Origin of the sequence: Streptomyces sp. NBC_01116 (assembly GCF_041435495.1) — a bacterium.
In the GTDB taxonomy this organism is placed as follows: domain Bacteria; phylum Actinomycetota; class Actinomycetes; order Streptomycetales; family Streptomycetaceae; genus Streptomyces.
The window spans coordinates 6182280-6205436 of record NZ_CP108644.1; the positions used below are offsets into that span (position 1 = coordinate 6182280).

15 protein-coding genes and 1 pseudogene are annotated in these 23157 nt (G+C 72.7%); 10 read left to right on the forward strand and 6 right to left on the reverse strand.

All coding sequences use genetic code 11. The features are described from left to right. Positions 1–34 precede the first annotated feature (34 nt). Positions 35–3184 (forward strand): AAA family ATPase, encoded by a 3150-nt coding sequence (locus OG245_RS27335; RefSeq protein WP_371628003.1) that lies wholly within the window; start codon positions 35–37, stop codon positions 3182–3184. A 55-nt stretch (positions 3185–3239) separates the two neighbouring features. Here OG245_RS27335 and OG245_RS27340 read toward each other — a convergent pair whose 3' ends face one another. From OG245_RS27340 to OG245_RS27350, 3 genes are all read right to left on the reverse strand, one after another. Then, positions 3240–3491 (reverse strand): DUF6191 domain-containing protein, encoded by a 252-nt coding sequence (locus tag OG245_RS27340; RefSeq protein ID WP_371626069.1) that lies wholly within the window; start codon positions 3489–3491, stop codon positions 3240–3242. 38 nt (positions 3492–3529) lie between these two features. Next, positions 3530–4741, reverse strand: coding sequence for a sorbosone dehydrogenase family protein (locus tag OG245_RS27345; RefSeq protein ID WP_371626070.1), 1212 nt, complete (start codon positions 4739–4741; stop codon positions 3530–3532). Between the two features lie 185 nt (positions 4742–4926). Further along, entirely contained in the window at positions 4927–5883 is a 957-nt protein-coding gene (locus OG245_RS27350; RefSeq protein WP_371628004.1) for an aldo/keto reductase, read from the reverse strand. A 232-nt stretch (positions 5884–6115) separates the two neighbouring features. Between OG245_RS27350 and OG245_RS27355 the strand changes: the two genes are divergently transcribed. Then, complete coding sequence (locus OG245_RS27355; RefSeq protein ID WP_371626071.1) at positions 6116–7228, forward strand: PucR family transcriptional regulator; 1113 nt, start codon at positions 6116–6118, stop codon at positions 7226–7228. Between the two features lie 105 nt (positions 7229–7333). Here the strand turns inward: OG245_RS27355 and OG245_RS27360 are convergent, their stop codons facing one another. The 3 genes and pseudogenes from OG245_RS27360 to OG245_RS27370 form a co-directional block, all read right to left on the reverse strand. Next, a complete protein-coding gene (locus OG245_RS27360; RefSeq protein WP_371626072.1) occupies positions 7334–8824 on the reverse strand; it encodes a carboxylesterase/lipase family protein in 1491 nt (496 codons plus the stop codon). Between the two features lie 78 nt (positions 8825–8902). Further along, positions 8903–9793 carry an alpha/beta hydrolase family protein gene (locus tag OG245_RS27365; RefSeq protein ID WP_371626073.1) on the reverse strand — a complete coding sequence of 297 codons (891 nt, stop codon included), beginning with the start codon at positions 9791–9793 and terminating at the stop codon, positions 8903–8905. Positions 9794–9940: 147 nt separating this feature from the next. After that, positions 9941–10273 (reverse strand): annotated as a pseudogene (locus OG245_RS27370) (long-chain fatty acid--CoA ligase); the annotation flags it as partial. Positions 10274–10277: 4 nt separating this feature from the next. Here OG245_RS27370 and OG245_RS27375 point away from each other — a divergent pair. The 8 genes from OG245_RS27375 (at position 10278) to OG245_RS27410 (ending at position 23105) form a co-directional block, all read left to right on the forward strand. Then, positions 10278–10505: a helix-turn-helix domain-containing protein gene (locus OG245_RS27375; RefSeq protein ID WP_371626074.1), complete on the forward strand. Its 228-nt coding sequence runs from the start codon at positions 10278–10280 to the stop codon at positions 10503–10505. A 66-nt stretch (positions 10506–10571) separates the two neighbouring features. Beyond that, positions 10572–11519 carry a 2-hydroxyacid dehydrogenase gene (locus OG245_RS27380; protein ID WP_371626075.1) on the forward strand — a complete coding sequence of 316 codons (948 nt, stop codon included), beginning with the start codon at positions 10572–10574 and terminating at the stop codon, positions 11517–11519. 409 nt (positions 11520–11928) lie between these two features. Then, positions 11929–14751: a putative bifunctional diguanylate cyclase/phosphodiesterase gene (locus tag OG245_RS27385; protein ID WP_371626076.1), complete on the forward strand. Its 2823-nt coding sequence runs from the start codon at positions 11929–11931 to the stop codon at positions 14749–14751. 217 nt (positions 14752–14968) lie between these two features. Further along, entirely contained in the window at positions 14969–16825 is a 1857-nt protein-coding gene (locus tag OG245_RS27390) for an acetolactate synthase large subunit (protein ID WP_371626077.1), read from the forward strand. Between the two features lie 22 nt (positions 16826–16847). Beyond that, positions 16848–17375 carry an acetolactate synthase small subunit gene (gene ilvN / locus OG245_RS27395; protein WP_371626078.1) on the forward strand — a complete coding sequence of 176 codons (528 nt, stop codon included), beginning with the start codon at positions 16848–16850 and terminating at the stop codon, positions 17373–17375. A 111-nt stretch (positions 17376–17486) separates the two neighbouring features. Continuing rightward, positions 17487–18488 carry a ketol-acid reductoisomerase gene (gene ilvC / locus OG245_RS27400; protein ID WP_215104806.1) on the forward strand — a complete coding sequence of 334 codons (1002 nt, stop codon included), beginning with the start codon at positions 17487–17489 and terminating at the stop codon, positions 18486–18488. A 292-nt stretch (positions 18489–18780) separates the two neighbouring features. Continuing rightward, positions 18781–20373, forward strand: coding sequence for a phosphoglycerate dehydrogenase (gene serA / locus OG245_RS27405; protein ID WP_219612360.1), 1593 nt, complete (start codon positions 18781–18783; stop codon positions 20371–20373). Positions 20374–20591: 218 nt separating this feature from the next. Next, entirely contained in the window at positions 20592–23105 is a 2514-nt protein-coding gene (locus tag OG245_RS27410) for a Tox-REase-5 domain-containing protein (RefSeq protein WP_371626079.1), read from the forward strand. Positions 23106–23157: the final 52 nt, after the last annotated feature.

Below are 23157 nucleotides of genomic sequence, written 5' to 3' on the forward strand. Positions count from 1 at the left end.
ACCGGGCGCGGCGGGAGCGGACCGCGCCGGGAGCATGATCACCGTCCGCGAAACGGGTCCCGCCGACTCGTCCGCGTATGCGATGCTCGGCGACGTGGAGACCAGGTCAGTCAGCCCCGTGTTCGTCGGACGCGCCGAGGAGTTCGCCGCGCTCGCCGAGGCGCTCGCGCGGGCCGCGGCCGGCGAACCGCAGGCGCTCCTGATCGGCGGCGAGGCCGGCGTCGGCAAGACCCGTCTGGTCGAGCAGTTCGTCATGGCGGCCGAACGGCGCGACGCCGTCGTCGCCGTCGGGTCCTGCGTCGAGATCGGGGCCGACGGGCTGCCGTTCGCCCCCTTCCCCACCGCTCTGCGCGCCCTGCGCCGGTCCCTGCCCGAGGAGATGGCCGCCGCCTGCGCCGGCCAGGAGGGCGAGCTGGCCCGGCTCCTGCCCGAACTGGGCGAGGTCCACCGGGACGCGACCGACGAGCACAGCATCGCCCGCCTCTTCGAACTCACCGTACGACTGCTGGAGCGGATCTCCGCCGACCGCGTGGTCGTCCTCGTCCTGGAGGACCTGCACTGGGCGGACGCCTCCACCCGGCACCTGCTCGCCTATCTCTTCCGCACCCTGGGCAGCGGCCGCCTCATGGTCGTCGGCACCTACCGCGCCGACGACATCCACCGCCGTCACCCCCTGCGCCCCCTCCTCGCCGAGCTGGACCGGCTGCGCACCGTCACCCGCGTCGAACTGGCCCGGTTCAGCCACGACGAGGTCGGCCGCCAGCTCGCCGGCATCCTCGCCGAGACCCCCGACGCCGCGCTCGTCGACGAGATCTTCGACCGCTCCGACGGCAACGCCTTCTTCGTCGAGGAGCTGGCCCGCTCGCTGGAGTGCTGCGGCGACAGCTCCGGCCTGACCGAGTCGCTCCGCGACCTCCTGCTCGTCCGCGTGGAGGCGCTCCCCGAGCACGCCCAGCGGATCGCCAGACTGGTCGCCGAAGGCGGCTCCTTCGTCGAACACGAACTGCTGGCCACCGTCGCCGGACTGGGCGAGGTCGACCTCGACGAGGCCCTGCGCGCGGCCGTCGGCGCCAACCTGCTGCAACCCGCGGCCGACAACGACGGCTACCGCTTCCGGCACTCCCTGGTCCGCGAGGCCGTCAGCGACGACCTGCTCCCCGGAGAGCGCACCCGCGTGAACCGCCGGTACGCCGAAGCGCTGGAGGCCGACCCCTCCCTCGTCCGGGACGACGAACGGGCCACCCGCCTCGCCAGCTACTGGTACGCCGCCCACGACGCGGCCAAGGCCCTGCCCGCCGTGCTCCGGGCCGCCGTCGAGGCCCGCCGCCGCTACGCCTACTCCGAGCAGCTGAGGCTGCTGGAACGGGCGATGGAGCTCTGGGACGACGTCCCCGACGCGGTGCTCGCCACGCTGCGCCCGTTCGACTACGCGGAGGTCTACCCGGCCTCCGGCTGCGACCCGGAGAACACCCCGCTGCGCTACCTGGACGTGATGGCCGAGGCCACCGTCGCCGCCCACTTCGGCGGCGACCGCAAGCGCGCCCTGGCCATCTCCAAGAAGGCGATGCGGGTCCTGGCGTCCGAGGCCGACCCGCTGCGCGAGGCCTGGTTCTGGGTGCAGCGCGCCCGCCTGGTGCAAGGGCTCGACAAGGGGGACGGCTGGGAGGAGCTGGCCACCGCGCAGGAGCTGGTGCGCGGACTGCCGCCGTCCCCCGTGCTGGCCGACGTCCTGACCAACGTGGCCAGTTGGCGGGCGCTCCACCAGCCGGGTCCGCAGGCGCTCGCCGACAGCGACCGCGCGGTGGAGTACGCCCGGCTCGTCGGCGACGAGTACATCGAGCTGCACGCCCGCCTCACCCGGGGCTGGCTCACCGCGGACGCGGGCGGCGTCGAGGACGGCCTCGCCGAGATGTACGCGGTCCGGGACCGTGCCGAGAAGCTGCACCTGATGAACCTGCTGGGCCGGGTCAGCGTCAACCTGCCCTCCTCGCTCGAAGCGATGGGCCGGTCGCTGGAGGCCGTCGCCGCCGCCGACCACGGCATCGAGATCTGCCACAGCCACGGCCTCGCCGACTCCGGGGCCTGGGTGTACGCCAACCAGGCGCAGTCCCTGTTCTCCCTCGGGCACTGGGGCCAGAGCGAGGCCGCCGCAGCGTCCGCCGCCCGCCTGGCGCTGGCCCCGAAGGCGAAGGGGCTCGCCGCCCTCCGCCGCACCGAACTGGCCGTCGCGCGCGGGGACCTGGCCGAGGGCGAGGAGCTGCTCGCCCTGGCCCGGACCCACTTCGGCCAGCGCGATCCGCAGCCCCAGCACCTGATCGCCCCGGTCCGGCACACCATGCTGCTGGCCGCAGCGCAGGGCCGGCTCGCCGAGGCCCGCGCCGCGTTCGAGGAACTGGCCCGCCCCGGCTTCCCGCCCGGCACCCAGCGCTACGCCCTGCCGCTGCTCCAGACCGCCGCCATGATCGAGGCGGACGCCCGCGGGCTGCCCGCCGCCGAACCGGGCCGCCCGGAGCTGCTCGCCCTGATCCGCCGGTGTGCGAAGAGACTCCCGACGCTCGTCCCCGTATGGGCGGCCCACGGCGTCCTCATCGACGCGGAGCTGGCCCGCGCGGAGGGCACGGACACCCCCGGCCACTGGGCGCGCGCCGCCGAGGCCTTCGGCCCGCTGGACCGCCCGTACGAACTGGCCCAGATCCACCGCCGCTGGGCGGAGTCCCTGCTCATCGCCCCCGGCGACCGGTCCACCGCCACGGCCCTGCTGCACCGCGCCCGGGAGGTCGCGAACCGCCTCGGCGCGCGCCCGCTCGCCGAGGCCGTCGAACAGCTGGCGGCCCGGGCCCGGATCACCCTGGACGGCTCCGGCGCGGCACCCGGCCCCGACGCCGGGATCCACCCGGCCGTCCTGGCCGCCGTACCCGCCCAGGGGAGCCTTGACCGGCCGGCGGCCGACGAACAGGACCCCGCCATCGCCGCCGTGGCGTCCTTCGGGCTGACCCCGCGCGAGCAGGACGTGCACCGGCTGGTCGCGGCCGGGCACACCAACCGCAGGATCGCCGAGGAGCTGTTCATCTCGCCGAAGACCGCGAGCGTGCACGTCTCCAACATCCTGGCCAAGCTCGGTGTCTCCAGCCGCGGCGAGGCGGCCGCCCTCGCCCACCGCCTCCGGCTCTACCCGGCCGCGTAGGGCGTGCCAGACGCCGCCGAGCAGGCGGGACTTTCGAAACACGCCCCACGCGCGGCTACGACCCGCGTTTCCTGTCCGCGCGCCCCTCGGGCCCGCTCACCGGCTTCCCGGGTCCCGGCCTGTCCAGGACGGCGTCCCGCTCGGGCGCGGCCGGGACACGGACGGTCACCTTCCCGGAGGTCAGGTCTATCGGCCCCCGGTTCGGATCGCCGATGCCGAGATCCACCCGGCTCAGCTCCAGCCGCTTCTGCTCGTCCGAGGTGTGCTTGCGCCCCGGGGCGAACAGCTCCTCGAAGAAATTGAACACGGGCCGTGCTCCCTCCGACATGCCGCACGGGCGGTCGGCTACTCCACCTCCACCTGGAGGACCCTGTCGTCCCCGGGCTTCCGCGTGCCCCGTCCGTCCGTGTTGCTGGTGACCAGCCACAGGCGGTCGCTCCCCGCACTCACCACCGTACGCAGGCGGCCGTGCTTCTCGTCCAGGAACGACTGCGGGTCCGCAGAAGGTTCCTGCGCCTTCCCGCCGGACAGGGGAATGCGCCAGAGCCGCTCGCCGCGCAGCCCGGCCATCCAGATCGAGCCCTCCGCGTACGCGATCCCGCTGGGGGAGGCCTCCGAGGTCTTCCACTGCGCGACCGGGTCGATGAACCCGTCCTCGCCCTCCTTGCCCTCCACCTCGGGCCAGCCGTAGTTCCCGCCGGGCTCGATCAGATTCAGCTCGTCCCAGGTGTTCTGGCCGAACTCGGCGGCCCACAGCCGCTTCTCCTCGTCCCAGGCGAGCCCCTGCACATTGCGGTGCCCGTACGAATACACCACCGAGTCCGCCTCCGGATTGCCGTGCACCGGCTCGCCGTCGGGGGTCATCCGCAGGATCTTGCCCGCCAGCGACTCCTTGTCCTGGGCCAGCCCGGTGTCCCCGGTCTCGCCGGTGCCCGCGTACAGCATCCTGTCCGGGCCGAAGGCGATCCGGCCGCCGTTGTGGATGCTGCCCTTGGGGATGCCGCGCAGGATGGTGTCCGGCGCCCCCAGCTGCTGCCCCGCCGGGCGCTTCTCGTCGTAACTCATGCGGACGATCCGGTTGTCGGACGTGGTGGTGAAGTAGGCGTACACCAACTGGTCCGCGCCGAACGTGGCGGACACGGCGAGCCCGAGCAGCCCGCCCTCGCCGGACGGGGACACCCCGGGCACCGAGCCCAGCAGCGTCTGCTTCCCGCTCTCGCCGTCGATCCGGTGGACCGTTCCCTCGTCGCGCGAGGACACCAGCAGGTCGCCGCCCGGCAGCGCGGCCAGGCCCCAGGGCGACTTCAGGTCCTCGGTCAGCGTCGAGACGACCTTCGCCGAGCCCTTCGCGGGCGGCGGATCGGCCGACCGGCTCGGGGAGGCCGGGGCAGCGGAGTCCCCCGAGGCGCTCGGGGAACCGGCGGGCCGCCCGGACGAACCTCCGTCCCCGTCGCCGGAACACGCGGCGGTCAGCAGCAGGGCGGCCGACGCCAGCACGGCCACCGCCCCCCTGCGCATCGCCGGGGGCTGCACAGGTCCGAACAGAGCACCTCGCACGGAACCGATCCTTTCGACGGTTGCCTGACTACCTGTTCCTACACCGCGACCGGCCCAGGAGTTCCCGATGCGCCCATTCTCCCGCCGCACGACCGGCCGCGCCCAGCCGTACGACGATCGCTTCCGCACCGGCGCGCGCTTCCGCGCCTGCTCCTGCTCCCGCTTCCGCTTCCGCACCGCGGCGCTCAGTCCCAGGACTCGCGGGCGGCGGGCAGACCGTCGATCTCCGCCAGGTCCCGGTCGTCCAGGACCACCCGCGCCGCCCCCGCGTTCTCCACCGCCCACCGCTCCCGCTTCGCCCCCGGCACCGGCACCACATGCGGGCCCTGGCGCAGCACCCACGCCAGCGCCACCTGGGCCACGGTCGCCCCGCGCCGCTCCGCGATCCGCCGCAGACCGGCCACCACCGGCTGGTTCGCCGCCATCACCTCCGCCGTGAACCGCGGATGCCTGGCCCGCAGATCCTCCGGCTCGAAACCCTGGCCCGGCTTCAGCGTCCCGGTCAGATAGCCGCTGCCCAGCGGCATCGCGGCCAGCAGCCCGACCCCGCGCGCCACGCACCACGGCAGCAGCTCCGCCAGCGCCTCGCGCGACCACACCGACAGCTCCGCCTCGACGGCGCTCACCGGGAAGACCTGCTGGATCCGCTCCAACTGCCGGATCGTTCCCTCGTGCGGGCCCTCGCCCGACCTGCGCGGGGCCCGCGCGCCCACCGCGCACAGCCCGAGCGAGCGCACCTTGCCCGCGGTGACCAGCTCCGCCATCGCACCCCAGGTCTCCTCCACCGGCACCTCCGGGTCGGCCCGGTGCAGTTGGTACAGGTCGATCACATCGGTCTGGAGCCGCCGCAGCGAGGCGTCGCAGGCCCGCCGCACGTACCCGGGACGGCCGTTGGCGACGATGTGCTGATCGCCCACCAGCAGCCCGCACTTGGTCGAGACGAACGCCTCCCGGCGGCGGCCCTTCAGCGCCCGTCCCACCAGCAGCTCGTTGGTGAACGGGCCGTACATGTCCGCGGTGTCGAGCAGCCGGACGCCCGCGTCCAGCGCCGCGTGCACCGTCCGCACCGAACGGTCGCCGAGCTGCTGCGACGCGCTGTAACCCCAGCTCATCGGCATACAGCCGAGACCGACCGCACCCACGGCAAGCCCCGCCGCCCCGATAGTCCTGCTCTCCAACTCCCCGAACCCTTTCCTGGACGAGCCGTTGCGCCTTCCCCTCCGCCGCGGTCCGCCGGCGGCTCTTCCGGAGACGGCGCGGGAGCGCGGTCCCGGACCCGGACGGCCACGCCCGTCCGATCCACGACGCAGGTCCCCGTCGGGGGAGTTCGATGAGTGATTGACGGAAGCGTTTGGGCGATGTGACGATACGCCGATGCCCGGCCTACACGCACGGATGGCTGCCCGGGGTGGTGACTTCACCGCTGCCGTGGTCGCTCGCTGCGCGGCGGAGGTCCCGTTCTACGGGGAGCTGCCGCGCAGGACGCTGGACGGCGAGGTGACGCGCTCCATCACCGCTGTGCACGATCTGCTGCTGCGGGCCCTGCGCCAGGACGGCGTGATGGGCCCGGGCGACCTGACCCGGCTGATCGAGTGGTCGGGGCGCCGGGCCGAGGAGCGCGTGCCCCTGGAGGCGGTGATCGCCGCCTATCTCGTCGGCGCCGAAGTGTGGTGGCAGGTGCTGTCCGAGACGGCGGAACCCGAGGAGCTGACCGGCGCCGGAGCCAAGCTGCTGGCCTGCCTGCACGCGGCGATGCCCGCCGTCGTGCTCGCCCACCGCAACGCCCAGGAGGACATCCGCAGCGAGGACAAGCGGGTACGGCGGGCGCTGCTGACCGCGTTGCTCGCCGGCCGGCCGTACGAGGAACTGGCGGAGGCGGCAGGGGTATCGGTGGCCGGCGGGCACGAGGTGGTCGCCCTGTCCTTCGAGCCGAATCCGCCGCCCCGGCTGGTGCAGTCGTCGCTGGAGGCCCACGCGGGCGTCCCGGTGCTGATGGACCACGTCGCCGGGATCGCCCTGCTGCCGGGCGGTTACGACCTGTCCGGCCTGCGGGACGCGCTCGGGAAGGACACCGGGCACCGGGTGTTCGCCGCCGCGGCCCCGGCCGCCGCCCCGGCCGCCGTTCCCGCGGCGGCCCAAGAGGCGGGGCGGGTGCTCGAACTCGTCCGGCGGCTGGGCCGCAGGCCCGGGCTGTACCGACTCGACGACGTGCTCCTGGAGTACCAGCTCGCACGCCCGGGTGACGCACTGCTGCGGCTGGCGGCCAAGCTCGACCCGCTGGACGAGCACCCGTACCTGCTGGACACCTTGAGGGTGTTCGTCGACCACGGGCACAACCGCAGCCGGAGCGCCGCGGAGCTGTGCGTCCACCGCAACACGCTGGACTACAGGCTGCACCGGGTGACCACGCTGACCGGGCTGGACCCGGCCGTCCCCGCCGAGGCGCGGCTGTTGCAGGCGGCGCTCGTCGCCAGGGACCTCGCCTGAGGGGCGCCCCGACCGCGGGGCCCAGGGACCTCGCCTGAGGGGCGCCCCGACCGCGGGGCCGGACGGCGGACCCGGCCGCGGCCCTCGCGGCGGCCGGGCACGGCACTACAGCCAGGCCCGCAGCTCCTCCTGCCGCGGGGCGAGGACCGTGGACGTGCCGGGATGGTCGAAGACCCTGACCGGGCGGCGGGCGTCCCAGGCGGTCCATCCGGGGTCGCCCGAGGCGGCGAAGTCGACCCAGGCGCGGTGCATGGCGTCGGCCAGGGGCTGAGGGGCGTCGGGACCGGAGAGCGCCTCACCGTGACGGAGGTTGTCGAAGACGAATCCGATCTCCAGCGCGTGGCAGGCGCCCAGCCCCAGAACCGGCGAGCGCCAGGCGAACTCGTAGAAATACGTCCGGGCGGGCCGGGAGCCGCCGGACCGGGAGGCCGTGATCCGGGAGCCGGCGGCCCGGGGGTCCGCAGCCGGGGAGTCCGCAACCCGGGAATCGGCGAGCCGGGAGTCGGCGAGCCGGTTGAGCGGCCCCCGCAGCAGCAGGTCGGTGGCCATCTCGCCGAGGATCACCCCCGGCTTCGCGTCCGGCCGGCCCGCCCGGTACAGCCGTGCCACCCGACCGGGAATCCTGAACTTCCACAGGGCCAGCCGCAGCGTGAGCCCGTTGACGCGGTCCACCGCTCCGCCCGGCACGAACCACAACCGGTACTCCTCCCGGTTGCAGCCCAGCAGCAGGTCGACCGAGGGCGGCGGAGGATCGGCCGGCACCACGTCGTCGTCGACCACGATGTGGAAGCCCGGTCCGCCGCCGACCGGGTCGGCCCTGCCGACCAGCTCGTCCTGGACGTCCAGCAGCCGCTCGCGGTCCACCCCGGCGAACTCCTCGGCGGTGGCGGGCACCCGCAGCGCCTTCGCCATCGCCCGCACGGTCCTGGCGCCCTCGCCGCGCGTCACGGTGTGCGGCGGGCCGCTCTGCAGGACCGCCCGGTGGAACAGACCGGCCGCGCGCGGGCTGGTCAGCAGCGCGGCGATGCTGATGGCTCCGGCGGACTCACCGCAGACCGTGACGCACCCGGGGTCTCCGCCGAATCCCGCGATGTTGTCCCGCACCCAGGTCAGCGCGGCGATCTGGTCCAGCAGACCCCGGTTGTCGGGTGCGTCGGGGAAGACGCCGAACCCCTCCACGCCGAGCCGGTAGTTGACCGAGACCAGGACCACACCGTCGCGGGCGAAGGCCCGGCCGTCGTACAGGGGCATGGCGGCGGAGCCGTTGCGCAGGGAACCTCCGTGGATCCACACCAGCACTGGCAGCGGTCCGTCGCCGTCCCGGGGAGCCCAGACGTTCAGGTTGAGGCACTCCTCCCCGGGGATGTCCACATCGGGAATCAGCTGGTCCAGGGGCGGCCGGTAGGGGCGTTGCGGAGCGGTCGGCCCGAACTCCAGCGCGTCGCGTATCCCCTCCCAGGGCTCGACGGGCGCCGGGGCGCGGAACCGATGGACCCCGAAGGGCGCGGCGGCGTAGGGGATCCCCAGGTAGGTGGCGATTCCCCCGTCGGCGCGGCCCCGCACCTTTCCCTGGAGAGTCGTCGCGATGATGTCCATATCGGTCCTTTCACGAGAAGTGCCGCTTCCCCGGCCGGGGGGCGCCCGGGGAAGCGGCGGAGAGGGGATCGGGGCGGGTTACGGAGTGGCGGCCGGGACGCTCAGGGCCCGGCCGTTCCGGCGGACGTCGGACCAGGTGGCGGAGTCGGTGCAGATGCCGCAGCCGGGGCCGAAGAACTGGGCACGGGCCGCCCGGTCGCCCATGAGGTGGGCCCGGAACCACGCGGTGGTCGGTGCCGCGAACGGGCCGGGATCGCCGACGACCGTGAAGTGGTCCGCCCCGCGCACCTCGCCGTAGAGGGCCGGAATGTGGTCGGCGGCGTTGTAGAAGGCCTTGACCAGGGCGGGGAAGACGATGCTGTCATTCTGACCGGCCAGCAGCAACGCCGGTACGCGCACCGCGTTGATGTTCGCCAGCGGGCCGGGCTGGATCGGCAGGACGGCGTCGATGCGGGGGTCCGAGCCGACGACGATGGCGGCCGCGCCGCCCTGGGAGTGACCCGACGCGCCGATGTGCTCCAGGTCGACACGGTCGAAGAAGACGCTGCCCCGGTCGGCGTTCCTGCCGGTGAGCATGGCGATGCTCGCCCGCATCGAGATCCCGAGGTTGGACATGGGGGTGTTGGCGGCGGCGACGACGAAGCCCTGACTGGCCCAGTGGAGCATCAGGTCCCGGTAGACGAGGGGGACGCCGCCGGTGCCGTTGCCCCACACGATCACCGGGTGGCGGCGGTCGCTGTCGGCGATGTCGCGCGGGTAGTACAGCGTGGTGACCGCCCCGACCTCCACCGCCGTGGCGTACGGGCCGGGAGCCCCGAAGTCACCGGCGGCAGAGGCGGTGGGCGTCCTGACGGGCGCGGCGGCCACGGTCGTGTCCGTGGCGGCCGCGGCGGTGCCCGCGCCCGCCGACGCGGTCAGGACCAGGGCGAGTGCGGCCAGCGGGGCGAGCAGATTCCTTCTCCACAACACGGCGACTCCTGACGTCAGGGTGAACCGGATGACGCGGCCGGATCACATCGGTGTCCGACGGCACATCCTGGGGGAGCGGCGGCCGGTCGTCTCTGCGCAGTCGCGGCAATCACCGACGGCGGAGTTTGTGCAACCTGCCAGGGCGGCTCACCGGAGCCCGCCGGCCTCCGCGGCGAGTTCGCGCTTGAGGATCTTGCCGGTGGACGTCAGCGGCAGGCTGTCGCGGAACTCCACGCTGCGCGGGTACTTGTAGGCGGCCACGCGTTCGCGGCACCAGGCGATCAGCTCGTCCTCGCGCAGGTCCGTGCCGGGCACGGGGATGACGAACGCCTTGACGTCCTCCCCGTGCGTGGCGTGGGGCACGCCCACCACCGCGGCCATGCTCACGGCCGGATGCGTGATGAGGACCTCCTCGATCTCGCGCGGGTAGACGTTGAAGCCGCCGCGGATGATCAGGTCCTCGACCCGGTCCACGACGTACCCGGTGCTGGCCGCACCGGACCGCAAGGACCTGATGGAGACGCTCACCGCCTGGCTGGACTCGGACACCGGATCCACCACCGAGATCGCCGAGATCCTCTACTGCCACCGCAACACCGTCCGCAACCGCCTCGACCGGGTCTCCCGCCTCACCGGACGTTCCCTGCTCCGGCCGGCGGACGTCGCCGCCCTGTACGCCGGGGTGCGGGCCCTCGAACTGCGCCCCCGCTGACCGCCGCTCGCGCGAGGGCCGGGCGGCCCTGGAGCGCTCGCACATCTGTCGCATAGCCTCCTGACCATGACTGCGACGACTGCTGATGTGTGGCTGCCCTTCCCCGCCGAGGAGATCGAGGGGCTGCCCGAGGGCCTCGACTACCTCTTCTGGGACGGCGAACCGGACTACCCGGGGGACCCGGCCGACTGCGCCTACTACGTCGTGCCCTACATGAAGGGCCCCGAGGTCGCGATGCGCCCGCTCGGCTCGATGAGCGCCGTCCAGGTGGTGCAGACGCTCTCGGCGGGCATCGACCACGTGGAGCCGGGCCTCGGCCTGCTCCACGCCGGCGTACGCCTCTGCAACGCCAAGGGGGTGCACGAGACGTCCACCGCCGAGCTGACGCTCGCCCTGATCCTCGCCTCCCTGCGCGGGCTCCCCGGATTCGTCCACGGGCAGGACAAGGAGGAGTGGCGCTCCGGCTTCTACCCGTCGCTCGCCGACAAGTCCGTCCTCATCGTGGGCTACGGATCCATCGGCTCGGCCATCGAGGACCGGCTCGCCCCCTTCGAGTGCGCGCGGGTGGCGCGCGTCGCGCGCTCCGCGCGGACCACCGCACGCGGCCCCGTACACACGCTCGACGATCTGCCCGCTCTGCTGCCCGAGGCCGACGTCGTGATCCTCTCCACTCCGCTGAACCCGTCCACGCAGGGGCTGGTGGGCACCGACTTCCTCGCCGCGATGCCCGACGGAGCCCTCCTCGTCAACGTCGCCCGCGGTGGAGTCGTCGACACCAAGGCCCTGTTGTCCGAACTCGAATCCGGACGACTGCGCGCCGCACTCGATGTCACCGACCCGGAACCCCTGCCCGCGGGCCACCCTCTCTGGCATGCTCCGAATGTCTTGATCACGCCCCATGTGGGCGGCAGCACCTCGGCGTTCGAACCGCGCGCCAAGCGGCTGCTGGCCGCACAGCTCACCCGGTTCGCCGCCGGAGAGCCGGTGCGCAACGTCGTGACCACCACCGGCTGAGCCCGCCGAAGCAGCCACGCTACGGGGCGGTCCGGATGCACGCAGTGCCGCTCACCTCGCCTTTCGTCACGGAGCGTAGAGGAACTATGGCCCTGAGTGACGGATCTGGTGTATCGTCCGACCCGGGGGGCTGCGCCGTGGAAGGGACGGCGCGGGGGGAGCATCGGAACGCGAGGGGGCGACGGGCGATGTGCTGGCCATGGAGAGACGATCCGACGCTGACGAGCGGACGGCTGCGGCCGCCCGCGCCGACGGAGCACAGCGCCCGCCGATGGCCGGATCCCTGCCCCGGACCTGCCTCACCGAAGCGGCCGGGGCCGGGCCGGAGCGAGCGGTGCCGGAGAGGCCCCGCGAGGAACCAGGAGCCGGTGAGCACGTTCCCGGCGGGCCCGGGGCGGGGAGCCCTCCGGTGAGCGCGCTGGGTGCCCTGCTCGCCCCGCGGTCCGCCGCCGGCTCCACGGGGCTGCGGTCACGGATCCTGCTCGGCGTCGTCTGCGCGGGATATTCGGTGGGCGCCGCCGTCGGCTGGGGGTCGCCGCAGGTCGCGCTCGTCATGGGGGACTTCGGCCTCGCCGCGGCAGCCCTGATCGCCGCGGTCTCCTGCTTCCTCTACGCACGGACGGTCGCGATCCGGCTCCGGCCCGCCTGGCTGCTGTTCTCGCTCTCCTCCGCCATGGCGGCCTGCGGAAACGCCGTCTGGGGCTGGTACGAGGTGGTCCTCGGCGTCCCCGTGCCCACGCCCTCCCTCGCCGACCTCTTCTTCCTCTGCTTCGCGCCGCCCGCCATCGTCGGACTGCTCGTGCTCGCCAAACGGCCCGTCACCCGGGCCGGCTGGGTGTGCCTGGCCCTGGACGCCTGGCTGATCGGCGGCTCCCTGCTGACGCTCGCCTGGAGCCTCGCCCTCGCGCACACCACGCACCTGGCGGGCTTCCAGGACGCCAGCGTCGCGCCCGCGGCCCTCTCGCTGGCCTATCCGCTGCTCGACATCGTGCTCGTCTCGATGGTGCTCGCCCTGCACTTCCGCCGGGCCGGGGTGAACCGCTCCGCGGTGAACACCGCCATCGCCGCCCTCGCGCTCACCGTGCTCAGCGACGCGGTCTTCACCTCGCCGCTGCTGCGCTCCACCTACAACTCGGGCCAGCTCCTGGACGCCGGCTGGTTCGCCGGGTCGCTGCTCCTCGCCTACGCGCCCTGGGGAGCGCGGAGCGGGGCCGGGCCGGCCGGCCGGCCCGGCCCCCCGCGCGCGATCGCCAGCCGCCCGATCGCCGGCTCGCTGGCCGCCCTGACCCCGTATCTCGCCGCCGCCGTCTGCACCCTGGGCATCCTGTACAACGTGGTCGACGGCCGCCGGGTGGACCGGGTCGTCATCTTCACCGGCTGCACCGTCGTCCTGGCACTGGTCGTCCGGCAGGGCATCATGCTCCTCGACAACATCTCCCTCACCCAGGAACTGGCCCAGAAGGAGAGCCACTTCCGCTCCCTCGTGCAGGGCTCCAGCGACGTCATCATGATCGCCGCGCCCAACGGCACCCTGCGCTACGTCAGCCCCGCCGCCGCCGGGGTCTACGGGCGCGAGGCGGAGGGCCTCGTCGGCTCCGAGCTGTCCTCGATCATCCACCCCGACGATCTCGGCCGGTTCGTCCACGAGGTGCGGCGCTTCCTGGCCGCACCGCCGCACGAGGAGCCCACCACCCGCATCGAATGCCGCTTCCGCTCGGGCGCGGGCGACTGGCTCAACGTCGAGTCCACCGTCAACCGCCACCAGGGCGGCCTCCTCCTCAACAGCCGGGACGTCACCGAACGGGTCAGGCTCCAGGCCCAGTTGCAGCACAACGCCGAGCACGACCCGCTCACCGACCTGCCCAACCGGGCCCTGTTCACCGCCCGGGTCCGCCAGGCGCTCGGCGGCCGCCGCTCGGGCGACCCCGGCACCGCCGTCCTCTTCATCGACCTCGACGGCTTCAAGGCGGTCAACGACACCATCGGCCACCAGGCGGGCGACGAACTGCTCGTCCAGGCCGGCCGCCGCCTCCAGGACTCCGTCCGGGCCGGCGACACCGCGGCCCGGCTCGGCGGCGACGAGTTCGCCGCGCTCATCCTGGGCGACGGCACCCGCGACCAGGGCGCCCGGGAGTACCAGGTCCACGAGATCGCCGACCGGCTGCGCCTCACCCTCTCCCAGCCCTACCGGATCGGCCCCAGCGAGGTCCGCGTGGCCGCCTCCATCGGCGTCGCCTTCGCCGAGCCCGCCATCAGCCCCACCGACCTCATGCGCAACGCGGACCTCGCGATGTACCGCGCCAAGGCCGGCGGCAAGGACCGGGTCGAGCTGTACGCCCCCCAGATGCAGGCCGACGTCGTACGCCGCTCCGAGCTGGCCACCCGGCTGCGCACCGCCCTGCGCGAGGGCGAGTTCGCCCTGCTCCACCAGCCCGTCGTCCACCTCGCCAGCGGTTCCGTCGCCGCCGTCGCCGCCCAGGCCCGCTGGCGTTCCGCCCAGGGCATCCTGTTCACGCCCGCCGAGTTCCTCCGGGTCTCCGGCGACGACGAGCGCACCGCCGAGCTCGGCCGCTGGCTCCTGGAGGAGGCGGTGGCCCAGGCCGCCGACCGGGCCAGGGCCGGGCACCCCGTCGCCGTCTCCGTCCGGCTCTCCGCCGCCCGGCTGCTCGACGCGGCCTCGCCCTCCGACTCCGTCGAAGCGCTGCTGACCCGCCACGGCCTGCCCTCGGGGGCCCTGATGATCGAGGTCGCCGACAGCGACCCGCGCGTCTCCTTCGACGCCCTGGAGCAGCGCCTCGTGGCCCTGCGCCGCCTCGGCGTACGGATCGCGCTCGACGGCTTCGGCAGCGGTTTCGCGGCGATCAACGCGCTGCGCCGGCTCCCCATCGACGTCCTGAAGCTCGACCGGAACCTGGTGGAGGGCGTGGTCGAATCGGCCAGGCTGCACAAGATCACCAGTGGTCTCCTGCGGATCGCCTGCGACCTCGGCCTCCAGTCCGTCGCCGACGGGGTCGACGTCCCCGAGCAGGTCCTCGCCCTGCGCTCCATGGGGTGCACCCACGGCCAGGGGATGGCCTTCTCCGGCCCGCTCGACGAGTACCGGCTGCGACGGGCCCTGGTCCGCGGGGAGTTCCCCGTACCGGGCATCCCGAGCCCCCGGCCGGTGCTGGCGGGCGGCTCCGTCCCCCTGCTCACTGGATCACATGCTGAGACGCCCGTCCCACCCACTTGACACTTCATGCGTGCCGGAGAGAGGGTCAATGCCATGCGCACCCGAATTCTCGTACTTGGAAAGCGCGTCGGCTGAAGCAGAGTCACTCCATGAAACTCTGCGACCGCACCCGGCGCGCTCCCCTCGCTTGCCTCACGGCACGAGGGGTTTTTTGTTGCACTGACACAGCTCAAACCGCTGCAAAACACCCGCGAAAACCCTCAGCTTCGAGAAGAGAATGCCGATGACCGAGCAGGCCACCGGGGCCCACCACCCGCAGCCGCGCGCCCGTAACAGCGGACAGCCGTCCGCCACCGTTGAGCACGTCACGGGCGCGCAGTCCCTCATCCGCTCTCTCGAGGAAGTCGGCGCCGACACGGTATTCGGCCTCCCCGGAGGCTGCATCCTCCCCGCCTACGACCCGCTGATGGACTCCACCCGGGTCCGCCACATCCTGGTCCGCCACGAGCAGGGCGCCGGTCACGCCGCCACCGGGTACGCGCAGGCCACGGGCAAGGTCGGTGTCTGCATGGTCACCTCGGGACCCGGCGCCACCAACCTGGTCACCCCGATCGCCGACGCGCACATGGACTCCGTGCCCCTCGTCGCGATCACCGGCCAGGTCGCCTCCAAGGCCATCGGCACCGACGCCTTCCAGGAAGCCGACATCTGCGGCATCACGATGCCGATCACGAAGCACAACTTCCTGGTCACCAAGGCCGAGGACATCGCGCACACCATCGCCGAGGCCTTCCACATCGCCTCCACCGGCCGCCCCGGCCCGGTCCTCGTCGACATCGCCAAGGACGCCCTCCAGGCGCGGACCACCTTCAGCTGGCCGCCCACCCAGGACCTGCCCGGCTACCGCCCGGTGACCAAGCCGCACGCCAAGCAGATCCGCGAGGCCGCCAAGCTGATCACCCAGGCCAAGCGCCCCGTGCTGTACGTCGGCGGCGGCGTCCTGAAGGCCGGGGCCACCGCCGAGCTGAAGGTCCTCGCCGAGCTGACCGGAGCGCCCGTCACCACCACCCTGATGGCGCTCGGCGCCTTCCCCGACAGCCACCCGCTGCACGTGGGAATGCCGGGCATGCACGGTGCGGTCACCGCCGTCACCGCGCTCCAGAAGGCCGACCTGATCGTCGCCCTCGGAGCCCGCTTCGACGACCGCGTCACCGGCAAGCTGGACAGCTTCGCGCCGTACGCCAAGATCGTCCACGCCGACATCGACCCGGCCGAGATCGGCAAGAACCGCACCGCCGACGTGCCCATCGTGGGCGACGCCCGCGAGGTCCTGGCCGACCTGGTCCAGGCCGTCCAGGCCGAGCACACCGAGGGCCACACCGGCGACTACACCGCCTGGTGGAAGGACCTCAACCGCTGGCGCGAGACCTACCCGCTCGGCTACGACCTGCCCGAGGACGGCAGCCTCTCCCCGCAGCAGGTCATCCAGCGCATCGGCAAGCTCGCCCCCGAGGGCACGATCTTCGCGGCGGGCGTCGGCCAGCACCAGATGTGGGCCGCCCACTTCGTCGACTACGAGCAGCCCGCCACCTGGCTCAACAGCGGCGGCGCCGGAACGATGGGCTACGCGGTCCCGGCCGCGATGGGCGCGAAGACCGGCATGCCCGACCGCACGGTCTGGGCGATCGACGGCGACGGCTGCTTCCAGATGACCAATCAGGAACTGACCACCTGCGCGCTCAACAACATCCCGATCAAGGTCGCCGTCATCAACAACGGCGCGCTCGGGATGGTCCGCCAGTGGCAGACCCTCTTCTACAACCAGCGCTACTCCAACACCGTGCTGCACTCGGGCCCGGACGCGGACGGCAACGCCGCCAAGGGCACCCGCGTCCCGGACTTCGTCAAGCTGTCCGAGGCCATGGGCTGCTACGCCATCCGCTGCGAGGACCCGGCCGACCTGGACAAGGTCATCGAAGAGGCCAACTCCATCAACGACCGCCCCGTCGTGATCGACTTCATCGTCCACGAGGACGCCATGGTCTGGCCGATGGTCGCGGCCGGCACCTCCAACGACGAGGTCCAGGCCGCCCGCGGCGTCCGCCCCGACTTCGGCGACAACGAAGACGACTGAGAGACAGAGAGAGACCGACTCCATGTCCGAAAAGCACACGCTCTCCGTCCTGGTCGAGAACAAGCCAGGTGTCCTCGCCCGGATCACCGCCCTGTTCTCCCGACGCGGCTTCAACATCGACTCGCTCGCGGTCGGTACCACCGAACACCCCGACATCTCCCGCATCACCATCGTCGTGAATGTCGAGGGCCTGCCCCTGGAGCAGGTCACCAAGCAGCTCAACAAGCTGGTCAACGTCCTGAAGATCGTCGAACTCGAGCCCGCCGCTGCGATCCAGCGGGAGCTCGTCCTGGTGAAGGTCCGCGCCGACAGCGAGACCCGCTCCCAGATCGTCGAGATCGTCCAGCTGTTCCGCGCCAAGACCGTCGACGTCTCCCCCGAGGCCGTCACGATCGAGGCGACCGGAGGAGCCGACAAACTGGACGCGATGCTCAAGATGCTGGAGCAGTACGGCATCAAGGAGCTCGTCCAGTCCGGCACCATCGCCATAGGGCGCGGCGCGCGCTCGATCACCGACCGGTCCCTGCGCGCCCTCGACCGTTCCGCCTAGGCGGAACGGCGGGCGGCCTCCGCGCCGCTCGCATGGCGAGACCCGACAACGCATACGACGCACCCCGCCGTACGGTGGGACGCAACACCTGCACACCAAGGAGAAGACCCAGTGGCCGAGCTGTTCTACGACGACGATGCCGACCTGTCCATCATCCAGGGCCGCAAGGTCGCGGTTCTCGGTTACGGCAGCCAGGGCCACGCCCACGCGCTGTCGCTCCGTGACTCCGGCGTCGACGTCCGCGTCGGTCTGCACGAGGGCTCGAAGTCCAAGGCCAAGGCCGAGGAGCAGGGCCTGCGCGTGGTGACCCCGGCCGAGGCCGCCGCCGAGGCCGACGTCATCATGATCCTCGTCCCGGACCCGATCCAGGCCCAGGTCTACGAGGAGTCCGTCAAGGACAACCTCAAGGACGGCGACGCGCTGTTCTTCGGCCACGGCCTGAACATCCGCTTCGGCTTCATCAAGCCGCCGGCCGGCGTCGACGTCTGCATGGTCGCCCCCAAGGGCCCCGGCCACCTGGTCCGCCGCCAGTACGAGGAGGGCCGCGGCGTTCCCTGCATCGTGGCCGTCGAGCAGGACGCCTCGGGCAAGGGCCTGGAGCTCGCCCTCTCGTACGCCAAGGGCATCGGCGGCACCCGCGCCGGCGTCATCAAGACGACCTTCACCGAGGAGACCGAGACCGACCTGTTCGGTGAGCAGGCCGTCCTCTGCGGTGGCACCGCCGCCCTGGTGAAGGCCGGTTTCGAGACGCTGACCGAGGCCGGCTACCAGCCCGAGATCGCGTACTTCGAGTGCCTGCACGAGCTGAAGCTCATCGTCGACCTCATGTACGAGGGCGGCCTGGAGAAGATGCGCTGGTCCATCTCGGAGACCGCCGAGTGGGGCGACTACGTCACCGGCCCGCGCATCATCACGGCCGACACCAAGGCCGAGATGAAGAAGGTCCTCACCGAGATCCAGGACGGCACCTTCGCCAAGGCCTGGATGGCGGAGTACCACAACGGTCTGCCCAAGTACAACGAGTACAAGAAGGCCGACAGCGACCACCTGCTGGAGACCACCGGCCGTGAGCTGCGCAAGCTGATGAGCTGGGTGAACGACGAAGAGGCCTAGGCCTCGGGGGAGCGGGGCGGGTCCTTCACGGACCCGCCCCGCTCCGCGATGACCGGAGAAGCCGCTCCGTACGGGGGTACCGGAGGGGCAGTTCCGTACGGGGGTACACCACGTCCACCCTCGTGCGGGTGATCCTTTCACCGGGGCGCAGTACGAGGCGCGTCGCATGACTACACTTCTCAACAGATACACGCGTCAGGGCCCACAGTGTCGTGCGTCTTCCACGCGGCTAGCCCCTCCACCGCCTGCGGCCGTCGGGACGGCCGTCCGCACTGGACTTGTGAGGACTCACGTGAGCTCGAAACCTGTCGTACTCATCGCTGAAGAGCTGTCGCCCGCAACGGTCGACGCCCTGGGTCCGGATTTCGAGATCCGGCACTGCAACGGCGCCGACCGCGCCGAGCTTCTCCCCGCGATCGTCGACGTCGACGCCATCCTGGTGCGCTCCGCCACCAAGGTCGACGCCGAGGCCATCGCCGCCGCCAAGAAGCTCCGGGTCGTGGCCCGCGCCGGCGTCGGTCTGGACAACGTCGACGTCTCCTCGGCCACCAAGGCCGGCGTGATGGTCGTCAACGCCCCGACCTCCAACATCGTCACCGCCGCCGAGCTGGCCTGCGGTCTGCTCGTCGCCACCGCGCGGAACATCCCGCAGGCCAACACCGCGCTCAAGAACGGTGAGTGGAAGCGCTCCAAGTACACCGGCGTCGAGCTCAGCGAGAAGGTCCTCGGCGTCGTCGGCCTCGGCCGTATCGGCGTCCTGGTGGCCCAGCGCATGTCGGCCTTCGGCATGAAGATCGTCGCCTACGACCCCTACGTCCAGCCGGCCCGCGCCGCGCAGATGGGCGTCAAGCTCCTCAGCCTGGACGAGCTGCTGGAGGTCGCCGACTTCATCACGGTGCACCTGCCCAAGACCCCCGAGACCCTCGGTCTCATCGGTGACGAGGCGCTGCACAAGGTGAAGCCCTCGGTGCGCATCGTCAACGCCGCGCGCGGCGGGATCGTCGACGAGGAGGCCCTGGCCTCCGCGCTCAAGGAGGGCCGCGTCGCCGGCGCCGGCCTCGACGTGTACGCGAAGGAGCCCTGCACGGACTCCCCGCTGTTCCAGTTCGACCAGGTCGTCTGCACCCCGCACCTCGGCGCCTCCACCGACGAGGCGCAGGAGAAGGCGGGCATCGCGGTCGCCAAGTCCGTCCGCCTCGCGCTGGCCGGCGAGCTGGTCCCGGACGCGGTCAACGTCCAGGGCGGCGTCATCGCCGAGGACGTGCGCCCCGGCCTGCCGCTCGCCGAGAAGCTCGGCCGGATCTTCACCGCCCTCGCGGGCGAGGTCGCGGCCCGGCTCGACGTCGAGGTGTACGGCGAGATCACCCAGCACGACGTCAAGGTGCTGGAGCTCTCCGCCCTCAAGGGCGTCTTCGAGGACGTCGTCGACGAGACCGTCTCCTACGTCAACGCCCCGCTGTTCGCACAGGAGCGCGGGGTCGAGGTCCGCCTCACCACCAGCTCCGAGTCGCCCGACCACCGCAACGTGGTCACCGTGCGCGGCACGCTCTCCGACGGCCAGGAGGTCGCGGTCTCCGGCACGCTGGCCGGCCCGAAGAACCTCCAGAAGATCGTCGCCATCGGTGAGCACGACGTCGATCTGGCGCTCGCCGACCACATGGTCGTCCTGCGCTACCAGGACCGCCCCGGTGTGGTCGGCGCGGTCGGCAAGATCCTCGGCGAGGCCGGGCTGAACATCGCGGGCATGCAGGTCTCGCGGGCCGCAGAGGGCGGCGAGGCGCTGGTCGTCCTGACCGTCGACGAGACCGTCCCGCAGCCGGTGCTGACCGAGATCTCCGAGGAGATCGGCGCGTCCTCGGCCCGCTCGGTGAACCTCACCGACTGACGCGGGGGGCACCGCCGCACGACCCCGCTCCGTACCCGGTAGCAGGCCCGCTCGTTCCGTACGAGCGGCCCCGCTGCCGGGTACGTTGCGTTCCGCGTCCCGGTCAACCCCGCCGGGTGGGCCCGGGGTTGGGTCCTGGGGCCCACGACGCGAGCGGCCCCCGCCCCTAGGGTGACCGGTTGTCATGTCACTCATGGGTGCCGGGGGTCGGATCACGTATGTCTGCTGTCGGTGGCATACCCGTAGCGGGAGGCCCGGCTCCGGCCGTCGCCCCGCGGCGTGAACTCCCGCGCCCGCTCGTCCTGGTGCGCGTGGCTCTCCTCGTGCTGTTCGGGGCGACGGTGCTGGGGGCGGTCGGCCTGTCCGGCTCGGCCCTCGCCGCGGACGCCATGGGCGCCGAGGTGCTCGGCATCCTGCTGTACGCCTCCGCGCCCGGGGTGCTCGCGGCGCTGCTGGCCCGGCACGTGAGGACCGGCGGCGCGCGGGTGCGGTGGGGCATCGTCGCCGTCCAGGTCTGGCTGATCCTCGGCGGCCTCGCCAACCTCGGGGACGGGTCGCCGGACGGGCTGACCCAGCTGGTCCTGCCGATCCTGATCATCGTCCTGATCAGCCGCGCGGGGAGCCGGGCGTGGTTCCGGCTGCCGCCCGGTGAACGGGGGCGGCCGCCGAAGTTCTCGCTCCCGCACATGATCACCTGGAAGCGGGACCGGGGACAGACCGCGCTGGAGTACCTGGGCCTGGTCCTGATCGTCGTCGCGTTGATCGCGGCCATGACCGTGGGCGGCCTCGGCGGCCGGATCACCGAGGGCCTCCAGTCCGCGATCTGCTCGCTGACCGGCAGCTCCTGCCCGGTCTCCCCGGGCAGCGGCTCCGTCGAGGCGGGCGAACGCCCGGACGGGGGCACGGACGCGGGAGCCGACGGTGGCACGGACGGCGGAGCCGACGGCGGTACGTCGGGGAGCGCGGACGGCGGCGCGGACGGCGGCGCGAACGGGGGAGCCGACGGCGGCTCGACGACCACGGGCGGTGTCACCGGAGGGTCCGCGGACGGGGCCACCGGCGGCTCCGCGGGCGGCGACGCGACCGGCGGTACGGGAGGCTCAGGCGGCACCGAGGGCCCCGGCGGCACGGGCGGGACCGGCGGCGGCGACAGCTCCGGGTCCACCGCGGCCGGCGGCGGCACGGGAGGTCCCGACGACACCGGCCGCCCCGGCACCGGCGAGGACACCTTCCCCGACGACAACGAGGAGCCCGAGGCCGCCCACGACGTACAGGCGTCCGACGACGGGGAGGGCGAGGGCGGCGGCGAGCAGGCCGAGGAGCAGGAGGACTGCGGGGGCTGGGGCTTCTTCGGCTGTGCCTGGGACCGTACGACGCAGGTCGTCAAGGGCCTCGTGGTCGACGGACTCTGGGGCGACATCACCGGCATCATCGACCTGTTCAAGCCGGAGACCTGGTCGGGCCTCGCCGACTACGGCAAGCAGCTCGGCGACCAGTGGACGCAGGACTCCTCGGGCGCGGGCGACAAGTGGGCGGACGGCGACTACCTGGGCGCGATCTGGGACTGGGGCAAGGCGTCCGTCGGCACGGTGGTCACGGTCGGGGACGACGTGTTCGTCGGGGACGAGGTCCGCGAGCGCTGGAACAACGGCGAGAAGACCCGGGCCGTCACCGATGTGATCTGGAACGTCGGCTCGATCTTCATCCCCGGCTACAACGTCGGGAAGGTCGTCGGCAAGGTCGGCAAGCTCGGTGTGCTCGGCAAGGCCGCCGGAGCCGTGGGCCGCGCCGCCGACGACGCCGGGGCCGCCGCCCGCCGCGCCCGCAAGGCGGCCGAGGCCGGTGACCTCGACGGCGTGCGGAAGGCGGCGAAGGAGGCCGACGACGCGGCGGACACCGCCGAGGACGCGGCGCGCAGGACCGGCTGCGCCATCGCCTCGGGCCCGCCGGGCGTGCGGTACGGCGGGGGCGGGGGCGGGGCCACCGGTGTCCCGGGCCCGGGCACCGGAGTGCTGGCGGGCGGCTCCCCGGGCCGGATCGTCCTCGGGGACGGCGGGTGCGACGAGGCGGCCAAGGCGGCCGCCGCCGAGGCGCGGGCCGCCGAACGGGCCGCCCACCTGGAGCAGAAGAGGCTGGAGGAGCCCGAGCGGGCGCGCAAGGCCGAGGTGGACAAGAAGAAGTACCCGGAGGCGCAGCGCAACGACACCTCCGACCCGCGCAACTACAACCCGCCGTCCTGGGCCGACGACCTCACGGACCGTACGCTCGGGGACGCCGACGCGGGCGACGGCTACTGGGCGAGCCGGGACCGCAACCCCGCACCCAACTGGAAGAACGAGTCCTGGCTGCGCTACCAGGAGCAGGTGACCGGTACCAACCGGGGCCAGGAGTACGTCGTGCCGCACCCCCGCGAGGGCAAGCCGGCGGTGGAGTACGACGGCTGGGACTCCTCCCGGCAGACGTTCCTGGAGGCCAAGAACGGTTACGGCAGCTATCTGTCCAAGTCCGACAGCGGAACGCTCACCCCGTCGGGCAAGGACAAGTTCGTCACCGAGGCCCGCGCCCAGGTGGAGGCGTCCGGCGGCCGGAGCGTGGAGTGGCACTTCTCCGACCCGGAGGTGGCCAAGGCGGCCCGCAGGGCCTTCCGGGACGAAGGGCTGCCGGTCAAGGTGGTCCACAGCCCGACGAAGCCCAACGACAGCACCCGGAAGCCGGGGGCGTTCGACGAGTAGGCCGCGCCGGGACGCAAGCCCCCTGTCGTCCCGGGGCGCCTTGTAGCCTGCA

Excerpts from the sequence above, each read along its gene's own strand:
- OG245_RS27360 (WP_371626072.1), bottom strand. The coding sequence starts at position 8,824 with ATGGACATCATCGCGACGACTCTCCAGGGAAAGGTGCGGGGCCGCGCC.
- OG245_RS27335 (WP_371628003.1), top strand. The coding sequence starts at position 35 with ATGATCACCGTCCGCGAAACGGGTCCCGCCGACTCGTCCGCGTATGCG.
- OG245_RS27355 (WP_371626071.1), top strand. The coding sequence starts at position 6,116 with ATGCCCGGCCTACACGCACGGATGGCTGCCCGGGGTGGTGACTTCACC.
- ilvN (WP_371626078.1), top strand. The coding sequence starts at position 16,848 with ATGTCCGAAAAGCACACGCTCTCCGTCCTGGTCGAGAACAAGCCAGGT.
- OG245_RS27380 (WP_371626075.1), top strand. The coding sequence starts at position 10,572 with ATGACTGCGACGACTGCTGATGTGTGGCTGCCCTTCCCCGCCGAGGAG.
- OG245_RS27410 (WP_371626079.1), top strand. The coding sequence starts at position 20,592 with ATGTCTGCTGTCGGTGGCATACCCGTAGCGGGAGGCCCGGCTCCGGCC.
- OG245_RS27390 (WP_371626077.1), top strand. The coding sequence starts at position 14,969 with ATGCCGATGACCGAGCAGGCCACCGGGGCCCACCACCCGCAGCCGCGC.